The organism is Syntrophomonas curvata (assembly GCF_052976825.1).
In genome coordinates this window covers 402,427-424,643 of sequence record NZ_CM129641.1, presented here as the reverse complement: position 1 = coordinate 424,643, position 22,217 = coordinate 402,427, and the positions used below count along the sequence as shown (strand labels likewise).

17 protein-coding genes are annotated in these 22,217 nt (G+C 44.6%); 3 read left to right on the top strand and 14 right to left on the bottom strand.

What is annotated here, in order from left to right; translation table 11 throughout:
- Positions 1–3 precede the first annotated feature (3 nt).
- The gene (locus tag ACU70B_RS02010; RefSeq protein ID WP_447184692.1) at positions 4–1,392 is read left to right on the top strand and encodes an MATE family efflux transporter; all 1,389 of its coding nucleotides are present in this window, start codon (positions 4–6) and stop codon (positions 1,390–1,392) included.
- Between the two features lie 170 nt (positions 1,393–1,562).
- Here the strand turns inward: ACU70B_RS02010 and ACU70B_RS02005 are convergent, their stop codons facing one another.
- The 5 genes from ACU70B_RS02005 to ACU70B_RS01985 form a co-directional block, all read right to left on the bottom strand.
- A complete protein-coding gene (locus ACU70B_RS02005; protein WP_447184691.1) occupies positions 1,563–3,176 on the bottom strand; it encodes a DUF4153 domain-containing protein in 1,614 nt (537 codons plus the stop codon).
- The gene (locus ACU70B_RS02000) at positions 3,177–3,404 is read right to left on the bottom strand and encodes a helix-turn-helix domain-containing protein (RefSeq protein ID WP_447184690.1); all 228 of its coding nucleotides are present in this window, start codon (positions 3,402–3,404) and stop codon (positions 3,177–3,179) included.
- A 20-nt stretch (positions 3,405–3,424) separates the two neighbouring features.
- Positions 3,425–3,874, bottom strand: a complete 450-nt coding sequence (locus ACU70B_RS01995) for a DUF2975 domain-containing protein (protein WP_447184689.1) — start codon at positions 3,872–3,874, stop codon at positions 3,425–3,427.
- Between the two features lie 431 nt (positions 3,875–4,305).
- On the bottom strand, positions 4,306–4,875 hold the full coding sequence (locus ACU70B_RS01990; protein WP_447184688.1) for an SPW repeat protein: 570 nt from the start codon (positions 4,873–4,875) through the stop codon (positions 4,306–4,308).
- Between the two features lie 107 nt (positions 4,876–4,982).
- The gene (locus tag ACU70B_RS01985; protein ID WP_447184687.1) at positions 4,983–6,563 is read right to left on the bottom strand and encodes a phytoene desaturase family protein; all 1,581 of its coding nucleotides are present in this window, start codon (positions 6,561–6,563) and stop codon (positions 4,983–4,985) included.
- Between the two features lie 477 nt (positions 6,564–7,040).
- Between ACU70B_RS01985 and ACU70B_RS01980 the strand changes: the two genes are divergently transcribed.
- The gene (locus ACU70B_RS01980) at positions 7,041–9,080 is read left to right on the top strand and encodes a sigma-54-dependent Fis family transcriptional regulator (RefSeq protein ID WP_447184686.1); all 2,040 of its coding nucleotides are present in this window, start codon (positions 7,041–7,043) and stop codon (positions 9,078–9,080) included.
- 308 nt (positions 9,081–9,388) lie between these two features.
- Here ACU70B_RS01980 and ACU70B_RS01975 read toward each other — a convergent pair whose 3' ends face one another.
- Positions 9,389–10,717, bottom strand: coding sequence for an MFS transporter (locus ACU70B_RS01975; protein ID WP_447184685.1), 1,329 nt, complete (start codon positions 10,715–10,717; stop codon positions 9,389–9,391).
- Positions 10,718–11,355: 638 nt separating this feature from the next.
- Between ACU70B_RS01975 and ACU70B_RS01970 the strand changes: the two genes are divergently transcribed.
- Complete coding sequence (locus tag ACU70B_RS01970) at positions 11,356–11,559, top strand: hypothetical protein (protein WP_447184684.1); 204 nt, start codon at positions 11,356–11,358, stop codon at positions 11,557–11,559.
- A gap of 381 nt (positions 11,560–11,940) precedes the next feature.
- Here ACU70B_RS01970 and ACU70B_RS01965 read toward each other — a convergent pair whose 3' ends face one another.
- The 8 genes from ACU70B_RS01965 to ppsA form a co-directional block, all read right to left on the bottom strand.
- Positions 11,941–12,630 (bottom strand): response regulator transcription factor, encoded by a 690-nt coding sequence (locus ACU70B_RS01965; protein WP_447184683.1) that lies wholly within the window; start codon positions 12,628–12,630, stop codon positions 11,941–11,943.
- Positions 12,627–14,081: a sensor histidine kinase gene (locus ACU70B_RS01960; protein WP_447184682.1), complete on the bottom strand. Its 1,455-nt coding sequence runs from the start codon at positions 14,079–14,081 to the stop codon at positions 12,627–12,629. The genes ACU70B_RS01965 and ACU70B_RS01960 overlap by 4 nt, the downstream gene beginning before the upstream one ends.
- 210 nt (positions 14,082–14,291) lie before the next feature.
- On the bottom strand, positions 14,292–15,191 hold the full coding sequence (locus ACU70B_RS01955; RefSeq protein WP_447184681.1) for a hypothetical protein: 900 nt from the start codon (positions 15,189–15,191) through the stop codon (positions 14,292–14,294).
- A 54-nt stretch (positions 15,192–15,245) separates the two neighbouring features.
- Positions 15,246–15,680, bottom strand: a complete 435-nt coding sequence (locus ACU70B_RS01950) for a DUF6010 family protein (protein ID WP_447184680.1) — start codon at positions 15,678–15,680, stop codon at positions 15,246–15,248.
- A 371-nt stretch (positions 15,681–16,051) separates the two neighbouring features.
- Entirely contained in the window at positions 16,052–16,654 is a 603-nt protein-coding gene (locus ACU70B_RS01945; RefSeq protein ID WP_447184679.1) for a TetR/AcrR family transcriptional regulator, read from the bottom strand.
- A 127-nt stretch (positions 16,655–16,781) separates the two neighbouring features.
- Complete coding sequence (locus ACU70B_RS01940; RefSeq protein ID WP_447184678.1) at positions 16,782–18,158, bottom strand: aminotransferase class V-fold PLP-dependent enzyme; 1,377 nt, start codon at positions 18,156–18,158, stop codon at positions 16,782–16,784.
- Between the two features lie 36 nt (positions 18,159–18,194).
- The gene (locus ACU70B_RS01935; protein WP_447184677.1) at positions 18,195–18,704 is read right to left on the bottom strand and encodes a rhodanese-like domain-containing protein; all 510 of its coding nucleotides are present in this window, start codon (positions 18,702–18,704) and stop codon (positions 18,195–18,197) included.
- Between the two features lie 408 nt (positions 18,705–19,112).
- A complete protein-coding gene (ppsA, locus tag ACU70B_RS01930; protein ID WP_447184676.1) occupies positions 19,113–21,725 on the bottom strand; it encodes a phosphoenolpyruvate synthase in 2,613 nt (870 codons plus the stop codon).
- Positions 21,726–22,217: the final 492 nt, after the last annotated feature.

Sequence of the window (22,217 nt, the reverse complement as noted above, 5' to 3'; positions counted from 1 at the left end):
GCAATGGATTATTCTAAGCAATTGGGAGAAGGAAGTATTAGCGCGCTCCTTTTAAAATTCTCGATACCCGCTATAGTTGGAATGGTAGTAAGTGCTTTATATAATATCGTGGACCGGATTTTCGTTGGCCGGGGGGTTGGTTCTCTTGCCATTGCCGGTACCACTATGGGATTCCCTATTATGCTTATCATTATTGCCTTTTCCATGCTGGTAGGGATGGGAGCAACATCCTTGATATCCATTAGATTGGGCGAAAAGAAAAAGGCGGAGGCCGAATTGATAGCGGCAAATGCCCTGCTTTTGCTGATTGCTCTTTCATTAGCCTTGTCCATTACGGGCTTGCTTTTCTTGACTTCTTTATTGCGGCTATTTGGAGCCAGTGATGACGTATTACCCTATGCCGGCGACTACATGAGAATAATTTTACCGGGCACAGTATTGTTAGGAATCAGCTTCGGCATGAACAATTTCATCCGCGCCGAAGGAAATCCCCGCACAGCTATGTATACTATGCTGGTTGGAGCAGTCGCCAATATTATTCTGGATTATTATTTTATCTTTATTCTTGGTCTGGGGGTTAAAGGAGCAGCCCTGGCTACGGTGATAGCACAGGGGATTTCTGCCGTATGGGTTTTGCATTATTTTTTTAGGGGAAGAAGCTTTTTAAAAATTTGCTGGAGAAAATTAAAACCAGAGCCTTTAATCATACGGCAGATTTTGACTATTGGGTTTCCTCCCTTTGCCATGCAGTTAGTTGATAGTGTTAAACAGGTGATATTGCTTAAAAGCCTGGGGATTTACGGTGGAGACCTGGCTATCTCAGCCATGGGAATTATTTTCAGCATTTCGACGATCCTGGTAATGCCAGTAATCGGCATAAGCCAGGGAGCTCAGCCGATTATCGGGTATAATTACGGGGCCGGACAGTATAAACGGGTTAAAGAAACACTGCAGTCAGCAATTGCCGCCGCCACGTCGATTCTCTCGGTAGGTTTCGTTTTCACCCGGCTCTTTCCCGAGACCATAGTCGGTCTATTTGCCAAAAATGATATGCGGTTGATTTCCCTGGGCTCTCATGGCCTCTTAACTGTTTTTCTCCTCCTTCCTATTGTCGGTTTTCAAGTTGTCGGCTCCAATTATTTTCAATCAGTAGGCAAGCCTAAACAAGCTACCATTTTAACTTTATCAAGACACGTATTGCTCTTTATTCCTGCTTTACTTATTTTGCCACGCTTCTGGGGCTTGGAAGGTATATGGAGAGCAGCGCCGGCTGCCGACCTGGGTTCGTCTATTTTAACCGGCATATGGCTTTTTTGTGAACTTAAGCGTCTGGACTTAAATGAGATCAGGCCCGGCAATAGACATGAGCGCTTGAAGGATTTCTTATTCTGACCGGGTCGGAAGCCGCCAATACATAGGCTAAACCGGTCAAGGCATCGTGACGGAAGCGGGCGGTATGATGATCCATGGCGTTGTTATTGCCGGCGTAATCCAACCGTTTTTTTAAGTTCCTCAAAGTTCAGGAAATAGATATCCTCCTTCTTCCGGATAACCCCGGTTAGTTAATTGAAGTATTCAGTAATTCTATCCCGGGCATGTGCTCTTTGCAGACTGTCGCCCGGCTTTCCGGCCAATCCGGCCGCTTGTTGCCGCTGAATAAGCAGGTATTCCCTCAGTTTGCCCTGCAAAACCTGATCATCGGTTTTGTCATATACCTTCAGTGCCGAATCGACACCGGCCGGCCCCGATCTATACAATATCTCCACATCAAAATTTCTGAGTGTTCCGGCCAGATAACGGTCGGCATTATAGCGGGCAACAAAGCTGTCCGGATTCAGCAGGCATAGCATGCAGAACATAACCACACCGGTTCCAACTGCCAGGCGGGTAATGGAGAATGACCATTTTTGCAGCGCTACAACTCCACCGCATATGACGGCCATAAAGATCATAAAAATACAGGGAAGCAGCCGGCGCATAGACAGCCCGTACGCCCCAATGTACATCGCCATTTTGCTGAAAGCGGCGGCAATAAGCACCAGGGTGAGAACCGCCAGCAATGAGTTGAGTATCTTCAGAGCCATACTATTTCTGCACTGCTTCAGAATCAGAATATTGGCTGCTGTCAGCACAATCAGGTTTATAACAGCAATGCGGCACAGTTCAAAAAATCCGCTGCGTGCATATTCGGAATAGATCTGCCAACCCTCCGGTCGTTTACCAACAAATGCGGAGAAAAAATAAGGCAGCTGGCTCCCGATAAATACTATATAAATCATACAGAGCAAACCCAACAGGATGTATACCGTAGTCACGGGAAGTACCCGCAGGGCTGAAATTTTCTTGAGCGTACTGTCCCTCTCCAACAAGTAGGTGCCTCGTTTATGAGCGCCGCCGACAACCAGCCCGAAGATGTATGCCGCTATGGGAATGGCAAGAACGATATCCCGGAATAATTCCCAAAATCCTGCCCCTATCCCGCGAAAGCCAGTTAATATTCCATTGACGATTTTGGCAAAACCACCGCTGTCTGCCTCCATTAATAGAGGCAAGACCATGGCCGCCACTATAAGGGATAATAATAAGCCCAATGCTATGGAAAAAAGCTGTCTTCCCCCTGCAAGATAATTGTTTTTGCCCAGGAAAGCCAGGCCTTTATACTGGCAGCCAAAATTGCTAAAAGAAATCACCAACAGGGCATTATAGCTGTCCCATAAAATCAAATCCCCGGTTTTGCCCAGGATAAGCAGTCCGGCAGCACATAGGATCCAGTAAACGGCGCTGCCGAATAACATCAGACCGTGCAGCGGGGCCAGTCCGTTGTTGGTCCATAAACTAAAGCTTAGCCCTATGAGCATAACCACCGCCAGCCAGAACCACCCGGCCTTTGGCATATGTATACCCTTTTTCAGCAGATAGACGGTTACCGAGCTGCAAAATGCAAGGGTAAACAGGGTTACCCCCCAGCCCTGCCAGGAGAACAGTACCCACCGGGTAAAAACAAAACCCAGTATAAAAGCAAACAGGGCAAAAAGGCTGTCACTGCGGTCTGCAACAAAAGGCACTTTTGCCTTTTGGGGCAAAGGGATTCTCCGTGGGCTTCCGGCGGAAACGCCCAAAGGTTCTGATTCTGAAGTCAAAGCTGCATAGTCTTTATCAGGAGTAAGCTCATCCATTCAATCAGCCTCCTTAAGCTCATCTGATTCTTGGTATTCGAGTATGTCTCCGGGCTGACAATCCAGGGCCTTGCAGATTGCCTCCATGGTGGAGAAACGAATCGCTTTGGCCTTGCCGGTTTTCAGGATGGAAAGATTAGCCTGGCTGATACCGATCTTTTCAGCCAGTTCGCCGGAGGACATTTTTCTTTTTGCCATTATTACATCCAGATTCACTACGATTGGCATATTCCCGCGCTCCCCTTCCCTTATACCGTGTAATCGGCATCGTTTTTAAGCTCCACCGCCTGTGCGAATATATTTTTCACGACCCGTACAATCAAGCCCATAAAAGCGGCAGCCACCGCCACAAAGAACCATGGAAAATAGTAAAATACCGAAACAAGAGCTATTCCAGATCCCACAAAACAACTCCAGGAAATCCGTCTCAATAGTTCCACATTCCCGGCGACAAACACCCGACCGGCATCAATCCGGCGGAGCAGACATAACAGGCTGCAGAGCAGATATGCAGCAGGAAAAAATCCTACGTAAATGGTGGCCAGAAAATAGGATTCAGTTTCCTTCAGCCCGGCCTGTGAGAAGTTCACAAACCAGTGCGTCAGCCAGGGTGCAGACACGACTGTAGCTATAAGCAAGCCCAAAAAAAGTAAAATGCACAATTTACTCAGGGTGATAGATTTCTTTCCATTCCACATAAATTTCTTCCTCTCTCAACTGGGCGGATGCACCCTTATAATACTTGCAGTATAGCAAAATTTTTATTGCTATACAATATATATTTATTGTTTTTCGATATATTTTATTCGTTTTTCATTAAGCTGCAGGGAGTTAGGGCACGGGAAGCAAGGAAGCGAGAGGACGTTCTTCCTGCTTCTTGTTTTTCTAAATGGATAAAACAGGGCTGCATGGTTTATTGCGGCGGGGAAGACGCTGTTTTAAGAGGAATTGGTCGTCAAAATATCTATTCGACGAGGAGGACTATAGAGGATTCTAAATACGAACGTTTGATTAGTATTAAATCTCTGCAAAGCTTCGTAATCTATCAGGCAGGATCGCGATGCTCCGCTTTTTAGAATTATTTGAGGATTTTGCATAAATAGCAAAATCCTCAAGCTAACTAAGAGTTTTAAGCATCAATTTTTTCTTTACTCTGCTTCCAGCCAAGGTAAAGTAATTTAGGCATATGCACAATTATTTCAAAAGGCACCATACCAAGCATTTGCCAAATCTCATCAGGTCTTACGTGCATGACTTGGGGCATTGAGCCGAAAGCCTTCCCCTTCATCACAATAATCCCGTTTTTATAATTCATCTTGGACATCTCGACCAATACACTGCCCTCTTTAGTATAGACATAAGCCTTTTTACCCTCAATTATCTGGGTAGCAACAGCAGAAAACAGTGCCAGCAAAATACCAACGATAATTTCATTCAAGCGTATTGCAGTCGATATCGATCCGAATATAACTATACCTGAAATAGATAACCACAATCCGAGAATAAGATTGGTAACATGCGGCCAGTTTATAGGCTGATCTACCTTGGCATAATTAAAAACAAGACCTAAAATGATGATAACCAACCCCCAAATGGTATCATGCCATTGGGGCAGCATTTCCCTATAGTTCAGTAACCATGGAGTTATCACTAACCAAATCCCTAGTAATATCGCTATCCATGCAAAAAACTTTTTCATAAAATATTCACCTTGCCCCTTTAATGGATAAGATTTAGGCTGTGAGGGCCCAACCTTCTGATATGGGCCCCCACCTGACCTATTTCAACTTTTTGACTGGAGAATAGTTAACCAACTACATCATCAAAATCAATTCCCAGATCTTCCATGACAACCTGAACTGCTGCACGCCCACCTCCGATAACACCAGGGCCGGGATAGGTGCTGGGGCCGCAAAGATATAACTTTTCTACTGGCAAACGATAATCTTGCACCTCCGGGAAGGGACGGTTGCCATATTGTTGTATCAACTGTGAGCCGATGTGATTAAAATTACCCTGAATCCAGGCGGGATTCCGACGTTCCTTATCAAGGGGCGAACTTATCCATCTGCCTATAATGTTTTCGGATCCCATGTTAGTGGTGCGTTTACGATAATTATTTAAGATTTCGTCTGCTACCTGCTCCTTGATTTCATCCCATCTTTGAGCTCCGCCCGCTAGATTGTAAGGCTCATAATGATAAAGATATAAAGTATGCTTTCCAGCCGGTGCACGACTAGTATCCCACCGGGTCAGAGTCATACATAAGGGAGATGTTGTCCAGGGCTGGCCGTAGGAGTAAGAATCAAATTCTTTGTTAAAATCCAACATAGTGTCAGGAGCAAACTCTACCAGGAAGCTTTCATTGACATCCTTACCCGCCTTATATGAAGGAGCTTCATTAAGCGCATAGCCCTGAAGCATAGCCTGATACTCCTGAAAGCACAAATTCTTTACCCGGGTGGAATAATGTTCGGTGACGTTTTCAGCCCCAAGCATACGCTCATCCAACTGCTTGATGCTGAAGTTGGTAACAACCGCCTTGGTCGCCAGAATCTCTTCACCGCTTTCCAGAATAACGCCTTTGCATTCGCCAGCCTCGATTTTGAATTTCTTAACCCAACTGGAAGTGCGAATTTCTCCACCATGATCTATAATGCATCTTCCCAGAGACTGGGACAGCGCTCCGGATCCTCCAACCGCGAGCGGCCAGCCAAATTTATGGCAGACCGGTATAAATAGGTACAAGTTAAGAGCACTACCATCAACGCGTGGATCCATCATATTTTCCGATACAAATCGATTACAGGCGATCAAGGTATGATCGTCCTCAAACCATTCGTTGGCTATATCATTGCCACTGATCAGCATGGCATGGAGCAGATCACGTCCCTCCTGGGTACCCTCCAGGGCGGCTGAGAAAGCTCCAAATCTCGGAGTTGGTGAATACAGACCAGCCGTGAGCATGTCCAATTGCTTTGAGGTTAAATCGTAGAATTTGCGGTATGCATCGGCATCCTTTTCAGAGAATTGGGCTATGGATTGGCAGGTCTTATCAACATCCCGGTGGAATATTATAGCGCGGTCATCGGGGAAAACAACAGCGACCTGTTTCTCGGGGGTGATATATTCAAGGCCATACTTGGACTTTAGTTCTAATTCGTCATTTTTAAGCACCGGATTAGGTTGAATAAAACCGTGACATACTGAAGCCATATCTGTTACAAAGCCAGGTGCAGCCAAGCCTTCTTTGCTCATCACTCCCCCCCCGATTATATCCTGACCTTCGACTACGAGAACCTTAACTCCGGCTTTGGCTAGATAGGCTGCTACAATAAGTCCGTTGTGGCCTGCACCGGCAACAATTACTTCATACTTTTGCGTCATTTTTATTTCCTCCTTTTAATATGCTTATCTTCTGTTTTCTTGCCTGATAGACAGATGTCATTCATAGACTTTTATAATCGTCAGGGAGGAAGATATTGCTTTTTAAATACCTGCCCGTCTTGCTAATTAACAAATAAAATACGCTTTACCGATTTACTAAAAATTAATGTACGCCTCCTTTCGCTTCCGCCGAGTTGAATCGCTATTTATCACCCCTTAATTACGAGCTTTATCTTCCTCAGTCCCCTATAAGAGCAAAAAGCATACCACATGCTAATTCGTGAATATTAAGGGATTGTTGAGATGGTTTTTCAGCAGAGAATCATAGAATGAACACATAAAATTAGAATGGTACATAAATTTTAAAAAGCGGTACAAAATAGCATAGCTTTGTATCGCTTTACCGTACTGTATTTTATACTTTAACCATAAGAGTAAGAGTTGCTACATTGCTACATCATGGAGGTGTCATCAATTATGCAGCAGGATCAATTGCTTAGTTCAATTATTAAAAACAGTGAAAAGAGCAAAGATAATCGAAACTTACCTTATCGGGATCGAAATCTTATTGAACAAGTTAAACAGCTTAAGCTTGATGTTATCCATAAAAAAATCAGCCCCTCTAAAATCAATATTGTCAGCCCTGAAATAGTTGAGTCCTGGATAAGATCTTACAATTACGGGATCGACGTTTTTCAGCCCAATAACTGCCCCAATGTTGAAAAACACGCCTTTAAAGAAATACTACGTAAAAATGATTTTCTGATAAAGGCAACCATCTCCAGCCTTCATCAATTTGAACCTCTATTAAATGCCAATTATGATGTTCATCTTTCCGACCCCCAAGGAGTGCAATTATTAGTCAATATAGGTGAAAATGATACCGTAGCGTCAGAAGTATTCAATTTAATACCCGGGGCAATCTGGAATGAAAAAACTATGGGAACTACATCTTTTTCCTTATGTCATTTACTGCATCGGCCAGTTCAGGTTTGCGGCCCGGAGAATTACCTGGCCAGCACTGATTTGATGACTGGAAGTTCGGCCCCAATTTTCGACCCGGATAACAGACTGGCTGGCGTACTTACCATCGGTACAATGTTTTTTAACTGCGTAACCTCACAAACGCTCAGTCTGGTGGTTTCTATTGCCGAACTTATACAGAAAGAATTTCAATTGGCTATGTATAAGGAATTGATTAGGACTACTCACGAATCATCCTTGGAAGCCGTCATAATAATAAACAAGAAGGGAATCATAACAACTGCAAATATGGCAGCAAAAGAATTGTTTAAGGATCAGCACCAAGAATTGATTGGCATTCCGATCGATCTTATTATCGGAAATCAGCCAATCATTAAATCTTTACTGGAGAAAGGGAAACTGCTATTTGAATCTGAATTTGCTATTGAAGCTATAAATAAGAAACTTTACCGTTGTGCCTTACATCCGATAAGAGATTTTTCGGGCGGTATTTTCGAATGTATTTTGAAATTCAAATATTTTGATCGTGCTAATAATATAAAACCTCATTATCAGAACACAATTACCGGATTTACTTTTGATAGAATAATAGGGAACTCACCTGAGGTTATAAAATCCATCAATCTCGCCAGGAATTTTTCCACCCTCGATTCAAATATATTATTACAAGGTGAGAGCGGCACCGGCAAAGAAGTATATGCCCAATCAATCCATGCTGAAAGCAGACGAAGCGGGCCTTTCATAGCGGTTAACTGTGCCGCCATTCCCAGGACCTTGATAGAGAGCGAAATGTTTGGTTATGAAAAAGGTGCATTTACAGGTGCTGAGCGCACGGGCCGCCCGGGGAAAATCGAACAAGCCAGCGGTGGAACCCTGTTCTTGGATGAAATCGGTGACATGCCCCTTGAGTTACAACCGGTGTTATTACGGGTGCTGGAAGAAAAAAAGGTAGTTCGAGTAGGAGGAAACCGTTCTATACCTGTTGATTTTAAGCTGATAGCAGCTACCAACAAAGACTTGCTGGATCTGATGGACAATAATAAATTCCGCAAGGATCTTTATTATCGTTTGGCCGTTTTTAAAATTACTATCCCGCCTCTGCGCGATAGAGGCCCGGATATCTTTCATCTGACTAAGCACTTTATAAAAATTGCAGCCGCTGACCAGAGTATACCTGAACCATCCCTGAACAATGCTGCAAAATTTATGTTATTGCAGTATAGTTGGCCAGGCAACATAAGACAGCTTCAACATTCAGTCATATACGCTGTCAATATGTCCCATGACGGTATAATCAGACCCGAAAATTTTCCGGAGGAAATAAAAAAATCCGTGGGCATATGCGACAGTAAAGCCCGCTACACTGAACCAAAGCATGTAAATAACCAAAGAGTTTTAGAAAGGGAGAAAATAGAGAAGAGCACAATTACCCAGGCGTTACTCAAATCAGGATATAATATAAGCCGTACTGCACAAACATTGGGAATCAGCAGATCCACTCTGTATCGGAAAATTAAGCAATATAATCTCTAAACGGTCAAGGCCCTTTACCTGTATATTCTTTGACCGCTTATTCACTGCGGCCCCTACCAAACCGAAGCAAAAATCTTTATTCCGTTCCTGCTTTTAAGGCTTCACTCATTGACACGGTGTTAACTTTTTTGCACACAGCACCTTGTTGAGCTTATAGGTCAACATAACGGCTGCGAAGCAGACAACCACCTCATTTCTATTTGACGCGAAGCAAATGACCACAGTGGTCACTATTTACAATAGGCTAAATGACCACTGTGGCCAAAGGATTATGAATATACAGCTAAATACGCTTTTGGGGGGAACAATCAGCAGGCCTTATTGGCAGACAATTTCATTAAACAATAACCAAAGGCGGCAATCACTGCAATTGCCAGCCCGGAAATGAAAAACCATCGGGCTACCCCTATATTTTCTGCGAACGGACCCGCGACCATCAAACCCAAAGGCGTGGACAGAGACATCAGGCTGGTAAGCATGGTTAAAACCCGCCCCAGTGATTCCGGAGGAACGACCTCCTGAACATAGGCAATAAAGGGGACGTTAAAATAGGTTCCGGATAACCCCATAAATGCCGAGAGAATTGCAAACGCCCAAAAGCCAGTGGCAGGAAGGGCTCCTGATACAGCTATGGCAAAACCCATAGCCAACAGGGACAGATTGATCATCAGAAATTTATCCCTGAGCCCTCCCCATACCCCCAAAATCAGGCCTGATACCAACATGCCTCCGGCAAAAAAGGACTCTACTATACTGGCATGCCAGGCAGTACCCCCAAAATGCAGATATGACATTAAAGGGAAAAGTGCGCTGAGGGGAATATAAATCAAACATGTCAGCAATACAGGGATACTTATCAGGATAAGCGGTTTGTTTCCCTTGATCTCCTTCAAACCGTCCAGCATCTCGCTCAGCATGTGCTGCCGGGTGTTGGGGTCAACTTTCGGATCCGGGATAGTGACTAAAAGCAGCGCGCCAACGGCAATTATGGCCCCGATAATGTCGATCAGCATAACCGCTGGAATAGAGAACACGGTCATAAAAAAAGTTCCCAGCACCGGCCCCAGCATTAATGAGCCGGATTGAATGAACCCGCTCCATCCGCCGACTTTCACCAGCTCGCTCTCCGGTACAAACATGGGCATAGCTGCCTGCATGGCCGGAATGTGGAATGATTGCCCAACCCCTCTAATGAAGAGCATGGCATAGATAAGCCAGATCGGCGGATTTCCAATGAGAAAAACGATAGCCAATATTACACTGGTAGCGGCGATTAATAGATCGGCGCCTATCATGACGGTTTTTCTGCTGGATCGGTCTATCCATACGCCGGCAAAAGGTCCTATCAAAGCCTGGGGAAGAAAAATTGCCAGAGTGGCCATAGTCAGTGCCATGGCTGATCCGGTCTGTATCGTTAGCCACCATACGATGGCAAAGCCAGCGGCAGCACTTCCCAGAATAGAAAAGGCCTGTCCGCTCCAGATGGTCCAGAATATTCTTTTCCAATCGCCGGCCCGGTTTATTATTGTCCCCATGGGTTCTATATCCGAGGCAGTTTCGGGTGCAGCCAAATGTTGCCGGCCCGGATCGGAATGCTTGGTTGATTTATGTTCGGTTTTATGATCTGATCTGGTCAATTATTATTCCTCCGTTTCTTAAAGTAAAAGCGCAGGCTACTGCCTGCGCTTTAAACAACCGGAATTATATGGGGCCTGGAGATAGTTCACTGCTGTTAAACAGAAAGCAAAAATGAAAGTAAAAAAGGAGAAGCGGTTGGCCTCTCCTTTAAAATACCCAAAATAAATAATGCTAAAATGGACAGATCAATCCCGATTACCCCGCAAGCAGGCAGGGCTTTTGTGCTATGCAATTAGCAGCCAAAAGCGTTGAACCGGAGTCTGATGCTGGCCATTACTAATTCCTCCTTTAATTAAGTCATGCTAATTATACACAATTAACGTGGTTTTGTCTGCACCAGGATATTACTGCTATACCCCCTGGGGAAGTAAGGGGGAAACAAAAAGAACGCCCCCCTGCTTCCCTGTGTGCCATTATCTACTAGCACCTGCCGATCGCTGAAACTCAGGATAATACGACCATAAATACCTTTGTTAGACAAGCAGTGAACCAATTATCCATATTTGCCAAAAGGCAGTAGCATATGTGAGTCGAATTGCTTGATACAAGGAGACGCGAAAAGTTACAAACCAACCGAATTATGGAATAGGGACTAATTGTAGTCTCTTATTCCCGACACTTTGGAAAGGAGGAACTTATGCTGACCTTACGCTACAAAAAATTATTTGTTCACTGTATATTAGCCTTACTGATGGTTGCTATAATGCCTTTGTCTGCTCCAGCCACTGATTATGGGACACAGGATTTATCTTTGGGCAGCAGAGGTTCAGCCGTTAGTCAGGTGCAGAGAGATATTACCGGATTAGGCTTTTATACATATGCAAGTGCTGCAATAATCTAAGTAGAAGTGTGGTTTACTGTACCTTCCACATTTGGTTTATCCTGAGCTGCTTTTACCCTTGCCGGAATGATGGCGGTATTATAATACTCAGTATCAGTATGCCCTTTCATTATAGGGAGAATATATGAGTTGCCGGCCTACTGTATCGGAGCCCCGGCCTTATTTTACCGTATCCTTGGTATTATCCTATCGTAATACACAATATAATACATTGTTAGAAACTACCTTGTTTAACGCTGGTTTTAACTAACATGAAAAGTATCCCCTCTTGTGTGATTTGGTTTGTCAACTTAATTGTACTATGATATGCTTTTTGTGCTTTTATCAGACTTTTTCAGTGGTCTCGAAATCCTCTTGCTTCCCCCGAATTCCGTTGTTTTTTCATACTTTGAACCGGTATCCCACTCCCCAGATTGTTTCAATATACTGGGGATTGGATGGTACGGGTTCAATTTTATCACGTAGCCTGCCGATATGAACGGTAATTGTCGCCAGGTCGCCCATGGAATCCATACCCCATATTCGTTCGAACAAGTCATCTTTGCTGTACACCCGATTGGGATTAGAGGCCAGAAAAACCAAAAGCTCAAACTCTTTATTGGTCAGGTTCACCTCAATATTGTTGATGAAAACACGGCGGGCTGCCTTATCAATCGACAACCCTCTGATGTTAATCAGGTCGTTTTTTTGATGGCTGTTTCCCAATAATCTTTCGTACCTTGCCAGATGAGCTTTGACGCGCGCAACCAGTTCACCGGGACTGAAAGGCTTGGTAATGTAATCGTCCGCGCCAAGTCCTAGTCCTCGAATTTTATCTATGTCCTCCTTGCGGGCGGACACCATCAGAATTGGAATATTCGTGGCAGTACGAAGCTGCCGGCAGATTTCAAACCCGTCCACGACGGGCAGCATCAAATCCAGAATGACCAGATCATAATCCTCATTTAAGGCTAGACGAAGTCCATCAGAACCATCACGAATAATATCGGCGTAAAAGCCGTCAATTTCAAGGTAATCCCGCTCCAATTCGGCGATGCTGATTTCATCTTCAACAATAAGGATCTTTTTCATTTATCCATAAGCTCCCTTTTTAGCGTAAAAGAAACTGCGGTTCCCTTACCAATTTCAGAAACGGCCCAGATAGTGCCGCCATGTTCCTCAATAATACGTCGGGCAATAGCCAGTCCGAGTCCACTGCCACCAGTGGCTAGATTACGGGATGGTTCAATACGATAGAATCGTTCAAAGATCATAGAAAGGAATTCTCTGGACATTCCAGGCCCATTATCGGCTATCGTAATGGTTACCATTTCTGGAGCAATTTCGAGCTGGATTTCAATCCTGCCATCATTTTTATCCACGAATTTTACGGAGTTATTGATAATATTAGAGATCACCCGCTTCACCTTTTCGCGGTCGGCAATCACTGTGATTGCTTCCGGGCCTTCGGTTAATAAACTCAGTTTGATCCGCCGCTTATCCAGATCAAACACCAAATCTTCAATACTATGCTGCAGATAGTTCCCGATGTCCACCTTTTCAAAGTTGAAGGTTTCTCTTCTAAGATCGAGTTTTGAATAAAGGAACAATTCTTCAATCAATTTGTCCATATCCGTGGCCTTGATGTGAATGGTTCGAATATATTTATTCATCTTCTCGGGGGAATCGGCCACCCCGTCCAGGATGCCTTCCGTGTAACCCTTTATGGCGGCAATAGGCGTTTTCAGATCGTGGGAGATATTAGCGATCAGTTCCTTGCGGTCTTCCTCATACCGCAATTGGCGGTCGATCGACTCCTTCAACCGGCAGCGCATTTCTTCGAAATCTCGGCACAGTTCCCCAATCTCGTCCCGAGAATTGACGTTTATAGCGAAATCCAGGTTTCCTTCCTTTATCTTGCGCAGGCCTTCCCGCAAAATCGCAATGGGTCTCAGGATTCTTCGGGATACGAAATGGGTCAAGAGGGCATTGGTCAGGATCAGGATCATAATGATGACCAGCAGAAGCGTTAAATGGGTAACAAAGAACCTATGCCGGTTGTTTCCGGTTAGTACGTATAGACTGCCCCGGCTGTTATCGGGATAATAAAAATCTATCTGGTGGATGAGAAATAAACTGGCTTGGGTCGGAAGAATTGAGTTTGTGCGGGATGTGGCCTCGAAATCCGGGAGCTGATTCAGAATGCCTGCTTGATTCAGGAATGGAGATACATACAGGTTCCTGCCGCCTTTTCTGACAATAATCCCCGAACCAATTGATCGGGCGGCCCGGTCTATTTCTGCCAGATAATCCCGGCCGAGCAGTTTATCCGGGGTTGATTGCGCGGTTGTTTCCAGTTCTTTTAGAAAATGAGCCGATACTTTGCTGAACCTTGGAGTCCGATTTTCGCGGGTTGGTTGTTGGTAGGGACTACCGACGCTATCAAGATATTCGGATACGATATTAACGACCATAAATGATAATATGGTCGGTATCACCAGAATGGCAATATAAGATAAAACCAAGCGTGTTCGTATCGACATTAAGTTGACCACCTTAAAACTCTTTAAATTCAATAAAGATGTATTCGGCCGCGAAAACTGGACATCGGATAACCAATCAAGTACTGGCCGGTACAAGTTATTCGAGCTAATTGGGCAGAAACCGGCCGCTACCATCGTTTAAAACTTTAATAAGCACCGAACGGAAGAGTACATTGTCCCCCTGTTCGGTGCTGCCTTTGATCTCTTGGTCTAGAAATGGCCTCCAAATCTATGCTTTTCCTTCACTCCTAGGGTTTCAACCTTTTTACCGGATAAATCAACTGTTTCCGGATTCGTTTCATTCAGATTAGTTAAGCTCATGGTAAGGTCAATAGTAATTTGGTGGGATTCCCCTGCCGCGTCCTTACCGGATATCGCCAATTGACCGGTCTGGTTGGTGATGATATTGGCCTTATCGACAGCTGTTTCCATGGCAATACTGTCGATTTTGATATTGGTGACCAGCTTAGGAGTGGTGTTTTTCAACGGCTCGCGCAGGTCTCCCATTACGCTGTAATTTTTTTCCGTAGATTCAAGCATCATAAAATGGCGTTTTATGGCTGTACCGGCCAGGGCCTTGACCGGAGCGGGTACTTTCGTCCCAGCCAGTTTAAAGGTTATGATTTTGCCGCCGTCAGCCTTGTTTTCCAGAGTAAAACTAGACTGCAGATTCGCAAACAGGATATCCATAACCTGTTCTTTTCCGCCGGACAGCGAACGGCTTTCTTGCTCCTTCATCCGATTACGCTCGGGATGCGGCGTTACCTGATAGACGTCGGACTCACCGGCTTTGGTAATGGATTGACCGTTCTGACTGAATGTTTCCCATGTTCGGGTAATGCCTCCCACAGTAACTTGCATGCCGCCGCTGAATGTGCAGTTTTCCGTGTTTAACTTCATGTTTTTACTGCATGTCATTAGCAGGTTCCCGTTGTCACGCAGCGACGCTTCCGCCTGAATAGTTACGCTCCTGGCGTTATGGGTGCTTATCAATGCCGATTTGAAAGCCTCATATCCATTGGATGGTGCGAGGCCTGCCAACGCAGTTGTGCCAAGCAGCGTACCGGCAATCAGTAATCCTAATCCGATCATCAGTGGTTTTCTTTTCATGCTTTGAACCCCCCTTTTTGCTAATTTAAACCCGCGGTCATATTAGTAACATTATCAAGACTGCAGGCCGGTTCTCTTGGGGTGTGACAGCTTATAAACAGTGGGCGCGCCAAACAAGAACCAGATGGCTATTACGGTGTCGCTGATCGCACAGCCAAAAGATGAAGTGGGTTGGAAGACAACAATCGGGTTGCCATAAAGGTGGTGCATAATGTCCCAGCAGGTATGGAGAAGCCAGGCCAGGCCGATGTACCGATACGAATCAAGCCCCTTGTATGCGACCACGGTGGCAACCGCCGTAAAAGCGAACTCCCAACCACCCAGTCCGCCGCTTAAATATGCGGCGCCCGCACCGGCAACAAAGATGGCGTTGAACTTTTGGCGTGAAGGTTCCGAAACAAGAGACATAATGAGGATAAAGACTAATCCGATAACTACAGGTATGATATAGTTAAGTGGTTGTAATGCGGGAACAGCATGTGTGCCCATTAGGGTTCCTCCTTTTTATCAGTCGTTTTTGGTGTGGGCTACGAACTTTGGAATAATCCGACCAGCCGGTTTTACAGGGGACTGCTTTAAAGTTTTACCCGCGGGTTTTTCTAGTTCTAGTTTGGCAGATAATTCTAAACTGCCTAGAACCGATATCTAAACATTTTCTAAACAAACCAAAAGGAAAATAAAACATGAAGCGGCGTGGCAGGGAAAGCATTTCGGGGTGTCTTTACGAAATTGTTGTCAGTGAAAAGGCTAACAAAAGAATTGTTTCCCTTAAGATGCTCCTGGAATGAGCCCCGAAATTGAATAGACCGGCGATTAACGGGGAGGTTCCGTTTAAAGGAACCTAAGAGAAGAATTCTAGACTAGTGATTGTCATCTTTATTCGTCAAACCAAACAGGAACAGATCAAGCTTACACCTTAAATTCTCTGCGAACGAGATCTCCGAGCGGCTGGCCAAAGCCGATTGAATCAAGCTCATAAACATCTCGGCAATGATGTCCTGGGGGATATCTTTTCTGAATTCCTGATGCTCCTGGCCTTCCTTGATCACCTTGGCCAAAATCTCTTTAAACAGAGGACCATGAGGTGGCTGTCGCCTGGTGTGGTGACCGCTCTTGTTAAATTGAAGATACAGGCTAAACAGCTGCCGGTTTTTTTGGTAGATGCCGCCAATAACGATCAGCATTTCGGACAATTTCCTGGTAGCATCGGTTGAAGATTGGAGTATTCCCCGCAGAATATCTTCGGTCTTGCTGATCTCCTGCGTTATGCAGTATTGTAGGATATCTTCTTTGGAATCAAAGTAGTTATAAAAGGTTCCGGTACCAAGGTCTGCGACTTCCATGATTTCCGATATGGAAGTCTCCGCAAAACCTTTCTCGAAAAACAGTTTCAAAGCGATATCCACAATGGTATTTCTGACCTGCAGCTTTTTTCTCTCTCGGCGGCTAATCGGTTCTTGCATGGGATTGCAGCTCCTGACATTCACGTAATCTTAAATGTTCTTAAAAACACTTCTAGGTAAATGGTACCAGAATATTAAATGAACCAAAAGACTATCCATTGGAATGAAGAAAATAACCATTGTTCGATTATTTTCTCCTCCCGCAGATGCCATAGTTTATATCATATTTCTGCTGGTAGTAGTCCCTGTTGGAGGCGATTTTGTCAAGAGCATCCAGAAAGACAGCAACCTCATGATACCGATTATATAACCCCAAGCTTATTCTTACCAAACCAGGACCCGGCAGATCGGGATTTTGCCTGTAGGTCTGCAAGTCTTGCTGACTGACCTGCAGCAGTTTCTGAACATATGGGTAAGCACAGAACCAGCCGCTCCTTACCGCAATGCCAAATTCATCGGATAATGCCTGGGCTACGGCGTGATGATTGATTCCTTCCAGGTAAAAGGAAATCAAACTAACCCTTTCTTCATCCGGCTCTTTATCATCTGGGCCAAACAGGTGACAATGGGGGATACTTTTTAGTCCCCGAAAGAGGAAAGATACCAAATTACTTTCATATTCGTGAACCGTATCCATCCCCAGGCTCTCCAAAGTCCGAATAGCGGTCATTAAGGCCACTATCCCCATTATATTGGGGGTCCCGGCTTCCTCTTTGGCCGGCGCCTCGTCCCACTCCACAAAATCGGTAGAGACCAGTCTTACCGAACCTCCTCCTTTGAGTAAAGGTACTTTATCACGAAAAACTTCTTTCATCCCAATTAATACGCCGATACCAAAGGGGGCGTACATTTTGTGTCCGGTAAAAGTAAAAAAATCAATATGCTCCGGGGAAGAATGCGGCTTCAAATCAACAATATGGTGCGGAGTCAGCTGTGCTCCGTCCACATGAATCAGCGCCCCGTATTCATGCGCCATTGCTGCCATGGCGTGAATAAGATTTAAATAACCGGTAACATTCGAAGCGCCGGTTACCGTTACCAATTTGACTTTGCCTTGATGCTTCACCAGCTTGTTTTTTAAATCGGCTAGAGACAACCTGCCGAGTGGATCAACCTCAATATAATCTACTGAAAATCTATCCCGCCATGGTAAGTCATTGGCCAAGTGCTCCATTCCAGTGGCGAGAATTACGTCGTTCCTGCCTTCCTGGCTTAAAATATGGGCTAAAACGTTAATCGCTTCAGTACTATTTTTGGTGTAAATAATCGTATCCAACTCTTTATCTGCTTGTACAAACCGCTTTATCACATCCCTCCCTTTTTCGTAAACCTCTGAGGTAATTACAGATTTGTACCCCTTTCCCCGATGTACCGATGAATACCAGGGTGCAAATTTTTGAATTTCCTTCATTACCGAACGAAATGGTGGCGTTGTGGCTGCGTTATCAAAATTGATCCCTTTTATGTACTTGCCGTTCGCCAAAGGTATTTTTTGATCTACGCCGACAAACATGCGGCGATAATTGCGTCTCCCCTGTTCAATTGTCTCTATGAAATGGAACATAAATTCACCCTATTCATTAGAAGTCATGTGCTTAGCCTATTTATAGCCTGATCCGCGGAAAAAGTTTAGAACCGGGCAGCGATCAAAAATCCCGCCAATCACAAGAAATATGCCTGCAGCAAAGGTCAGTAACCCAATCCAGGGATTTAAAATAGCGGTCCCAAGTGTTGACAGCAGAACCATACCGCCATAAATGATCCGGACATAGCGATCCGCGCTCCAACCGGGAACAATAAGATCGCTGACTAAATCTCCCTGCCACGCGCTCATGCCGCCTTTAAGCCGGAGTACTCCCTTTCGTTCTTTTGCAAGCTCTTTCGAACAATTCCGGTTATATCCCCCGAAATAACAGACAACAGCAACATCTCCCTCGGCCGAAAGGTTGGCAGGTCTTTTTTTCCAGGGTACGGGAATATTAATAGCGTCCGGGATATGACCGCGGGCAAAATCTCTGGGAAAGCGAACATCCACTACGGTGATCTTGTTGCCCTGAGCCAGCATTTCTTCAAGCTGCTTGGCGGTAATATCAGTTACCGGGTTGTTCATAAAAGATCCTCCTCTTCATAATAATGTGAATTGGTTCAACTATGAATTGATTCACATTATTATCTTAATTGTACTCCATAACAAAGTCAACGAAAAAATGAATAGAAAAATCAACTTATCCTTTTGCAGCGAACCCATCATTCTTTTAATTTGCAAAAAAGCATCCGGTAGTAAAATTGGCTTTTTGTCTAGAACAAGCCGGAGTACACAAAATTGGTTCACAACTGATGACAGCGAGTGGTAATATTAAACTCGACAAGAGAAAAGGAGCCTGAAAAGGGCTCCCTCTAGTATTTCATGATGCCAAAAGAGTGGGATCTTGTGCCCGGAACGGGTGTTCAACCCGACTCAGGACACTCGATTTGATCTTTTATTTAAATTCCCAAGCGGAAGGTAACATCTTCCCCATTATAGGATTTCTACATAGCCTTCGGTTCCATTTACCCGGATTCTCTGTCCGTCCTTTATCAGCTTGGCAGCATTATCCACTCCGACAACTGCCGGTAAGCCATATTCACGGGCGATAACTGCTCCATGGGTCATCAGTCCGCCGACTTCTGTGACCAGGCCTTTTATGGATACAAACAATGGTGTCCAGCTGGGGTCGGTAAAGGAGGTGACTAAAATATCTCCCTCTTCCGGTTCAGCCTCTTCCATATTTAAGATGACCCGTGCCCGTCCCTCTATTACTCCGGAAGAAACCGGCAGGCCTATAATAGCTTCAGCCGGGAAATTTTCTCGTTTGTACTGACCGGCAACGATTTCACCATCAGAGGTGATAACCCGGGGGGGAGTTAGTTTTTCATAGAATTGGTACTCGTCTTTTCGTTGGCTTATGATCCGGTAATCCAGTTTATTGGTGCGCACCGCTTCGCGAAGTTCTTCCAAAGTGAGATAGTATATATCTTCTTTTTCATGAATAACGTTGGCTCGTACCAGTTTTTCGGCTTCTACCAATAAAGCCTTTTTATAAACGAAGTAGCGATTGATCATGCCGTATTTCGGATATTCACGATAACCGATGAGGTTCCGCATTAGATCGATCATTCGTTTTGTTTCTGAGGCTTTTTGTTCACCATCGGGTAATTGCTGCAATCGCTCTAATAACTCTTGTTTTTTGTTCAGAGCGACACGCCGCCCTTGCTCAAATATCCGCTGGCTGGCATTAGGCTCAAAGTTTTTGATGTTGCTGAGAATCATGGGGACAAGCGCAGCTGGTTTTTCGCTCCAACGAGTTTTGGTAATATCGATCTCTCCGACACATCGCATTCCGTATTTGTCAAGATAAGCACAGATAGCGTCTTTGGTTTCCTGTCCGCCATCAAACTTGGCCAGTTCATCCAAAAAGTTATCATCCTCTACCTGTCGTAAATAATCAATCACTTCCGGACAAGGACGAATCACATCGGCGACATTGAGCAGCTCCAGACCCATTTCCGAAGTAATATTGCTGGGTACGGATTGAGAAAGCGTGTCGGCTGGGTTTTTTTCCCCTAACCACTCCTCCATTTTTTCATTGATCCATGATGAAGCATACATAGCAACATTAATCACATCCGAACTTTTCGGGTCAAACAAAATCTGCTTTAATTGCTGGATATCTTCCACAATAAAATCAATTAAATCTAATCCTGATTTCGTTTGGATGTTTTGTTTCAACTCTTCTATCGATGTCTGACTGCTCTTGATCAAATCAGCAACGATGGTCGGATTGTTTTCGAATTGGGCTAGAAAATCCCAAGACATACCTTCATTGCTTTTAATGGGACCCCCTTCTTTCTTATCATTTGGCAACGATTTTTTGAAATCTCCTCGCTCTGCTATGGTCATGAGTGCGTCTTTTATGCGCGGATCGTGTTGTCCCATGGAATTTAATAAAATTTCTCGGCTGTCAGGTGAAGCCAGCATCTGTGTAACATCAACAAACAACCTTCCACCAGCTTTAAACCTGGGCCCGTAAGATGTTAGCTGGAATATCGACATTCCCAGTGGTTTTATGGGATCGGTCATCATTTGTTGATGACCGACAGATAAATAAACGCGATTTTCCCCGTCATCTGCTTCCGGGATGGGGTATAAGGCAGTGATGGGCCGGCTCTGAACAATATAAAATGTATCATCAGCCAAACACCATTCGATGTCCTGGGGGCGGCCGAAATGTGCTTCGATCGTTCTGCCCAAACGCTCCAGCTGCAGAATCTGCTCATCCGTCAGCACTTGCCTGTTCTGCTCCCCAGGCAGGATCTCCTGTTCTTTCGTACCGCCATCTTTCAAGGCATATGAAGCCAGCTTCTTGGCGGATATCTTCTTATCGATAATCTTGCCGCTCTGCACTTTATAGATATCAGCATTCACCAGGCCGGAGGCCAGGGCCTCGCCGAGTCCGAAGCCGGCATCAATGGATAACACCTTCCTGGTGGAAGTGACGGGATCGGCAGTAAACAAAATTCCTGCCGCCTGCGGGAAGACCATCTCCTGAATAACCACAGACAGGTACACTTTACGGTGGTCGAAGCCGTTTTGCAGGCGATAAGTTACTGCTCTCTCGGTAAACAGCGATGCCCAGCACTTGCTGATATGCTTTAGGATTGCCTCCTTTCCGATAATGTTCAGAAACGTATCCTGCTGGCCGGCAAAGGAGGCCGTCGGTAAATCCTCTGCAGTTGCGCTGGATCGTACCGCATAGGCATTTTTTTCACCAAGCCTTAAGAGGTGGCTGGTGATCTCTTTCCTAATGTCTTCAGGGATGGCTGTCCCTTCTATGGCCCTGCGAATCTCGCCGCTAAGTTCACCGATTTTATCCCGATCCTCCAACTTAAGAAGCGATAACTGAGCAAGTAACTCATTAATCAACGGCGTTTCCGCAATGATTCTTTTAAAAGCTTCAGTTGAAATACAAAAGCCATCCGGTACGCGTATTCCTTCAATCCTGGTGAGTTCCCCCAGGTTCGCGCCTTTACCCCCAACAAGCATGAGTTTTGTTTGGTCAATAGCCTGAAAACCAAGCACATATGAACTCATACGTTTCCCTCCTTTGGCAATTCCCTCTTAGATACTTTTGATGACATCATCCAGGCTAAACGATTTACCGGGGTATTTTACTAGCCCTATAATGTACCTTTTGCATACATTCTAAACACCCGGCAATTTTCTTTGTAAAGGTTGTTTTAAGGAAAACCAAATTTTCTTTGAATTATAAAACAGTAACTCTGACGGGCAATTGCATTATAGCAGCAGCAAATGGGAACAAATAGTCTATATTTACAGTTTTTTAGATGTTATAATTAAAATGGAAAAATAAAATCAAACAAGAAGCAAGAGGCCGTCCCTCCTGCTTCTTGTTTGATTAATGGGTAAAAAAAACAGTGGAGAAAAATCAGAAACAGAAGCCGTTTTGAATGGTAAACCAATAGTAAACTTCTAATCCTTATAAATCCACAATCACAAATCGGGTTGGCTGCATATTGTATACGAATAACTCAAGAAGCAAAAATACCTATTTGCTCAAATACT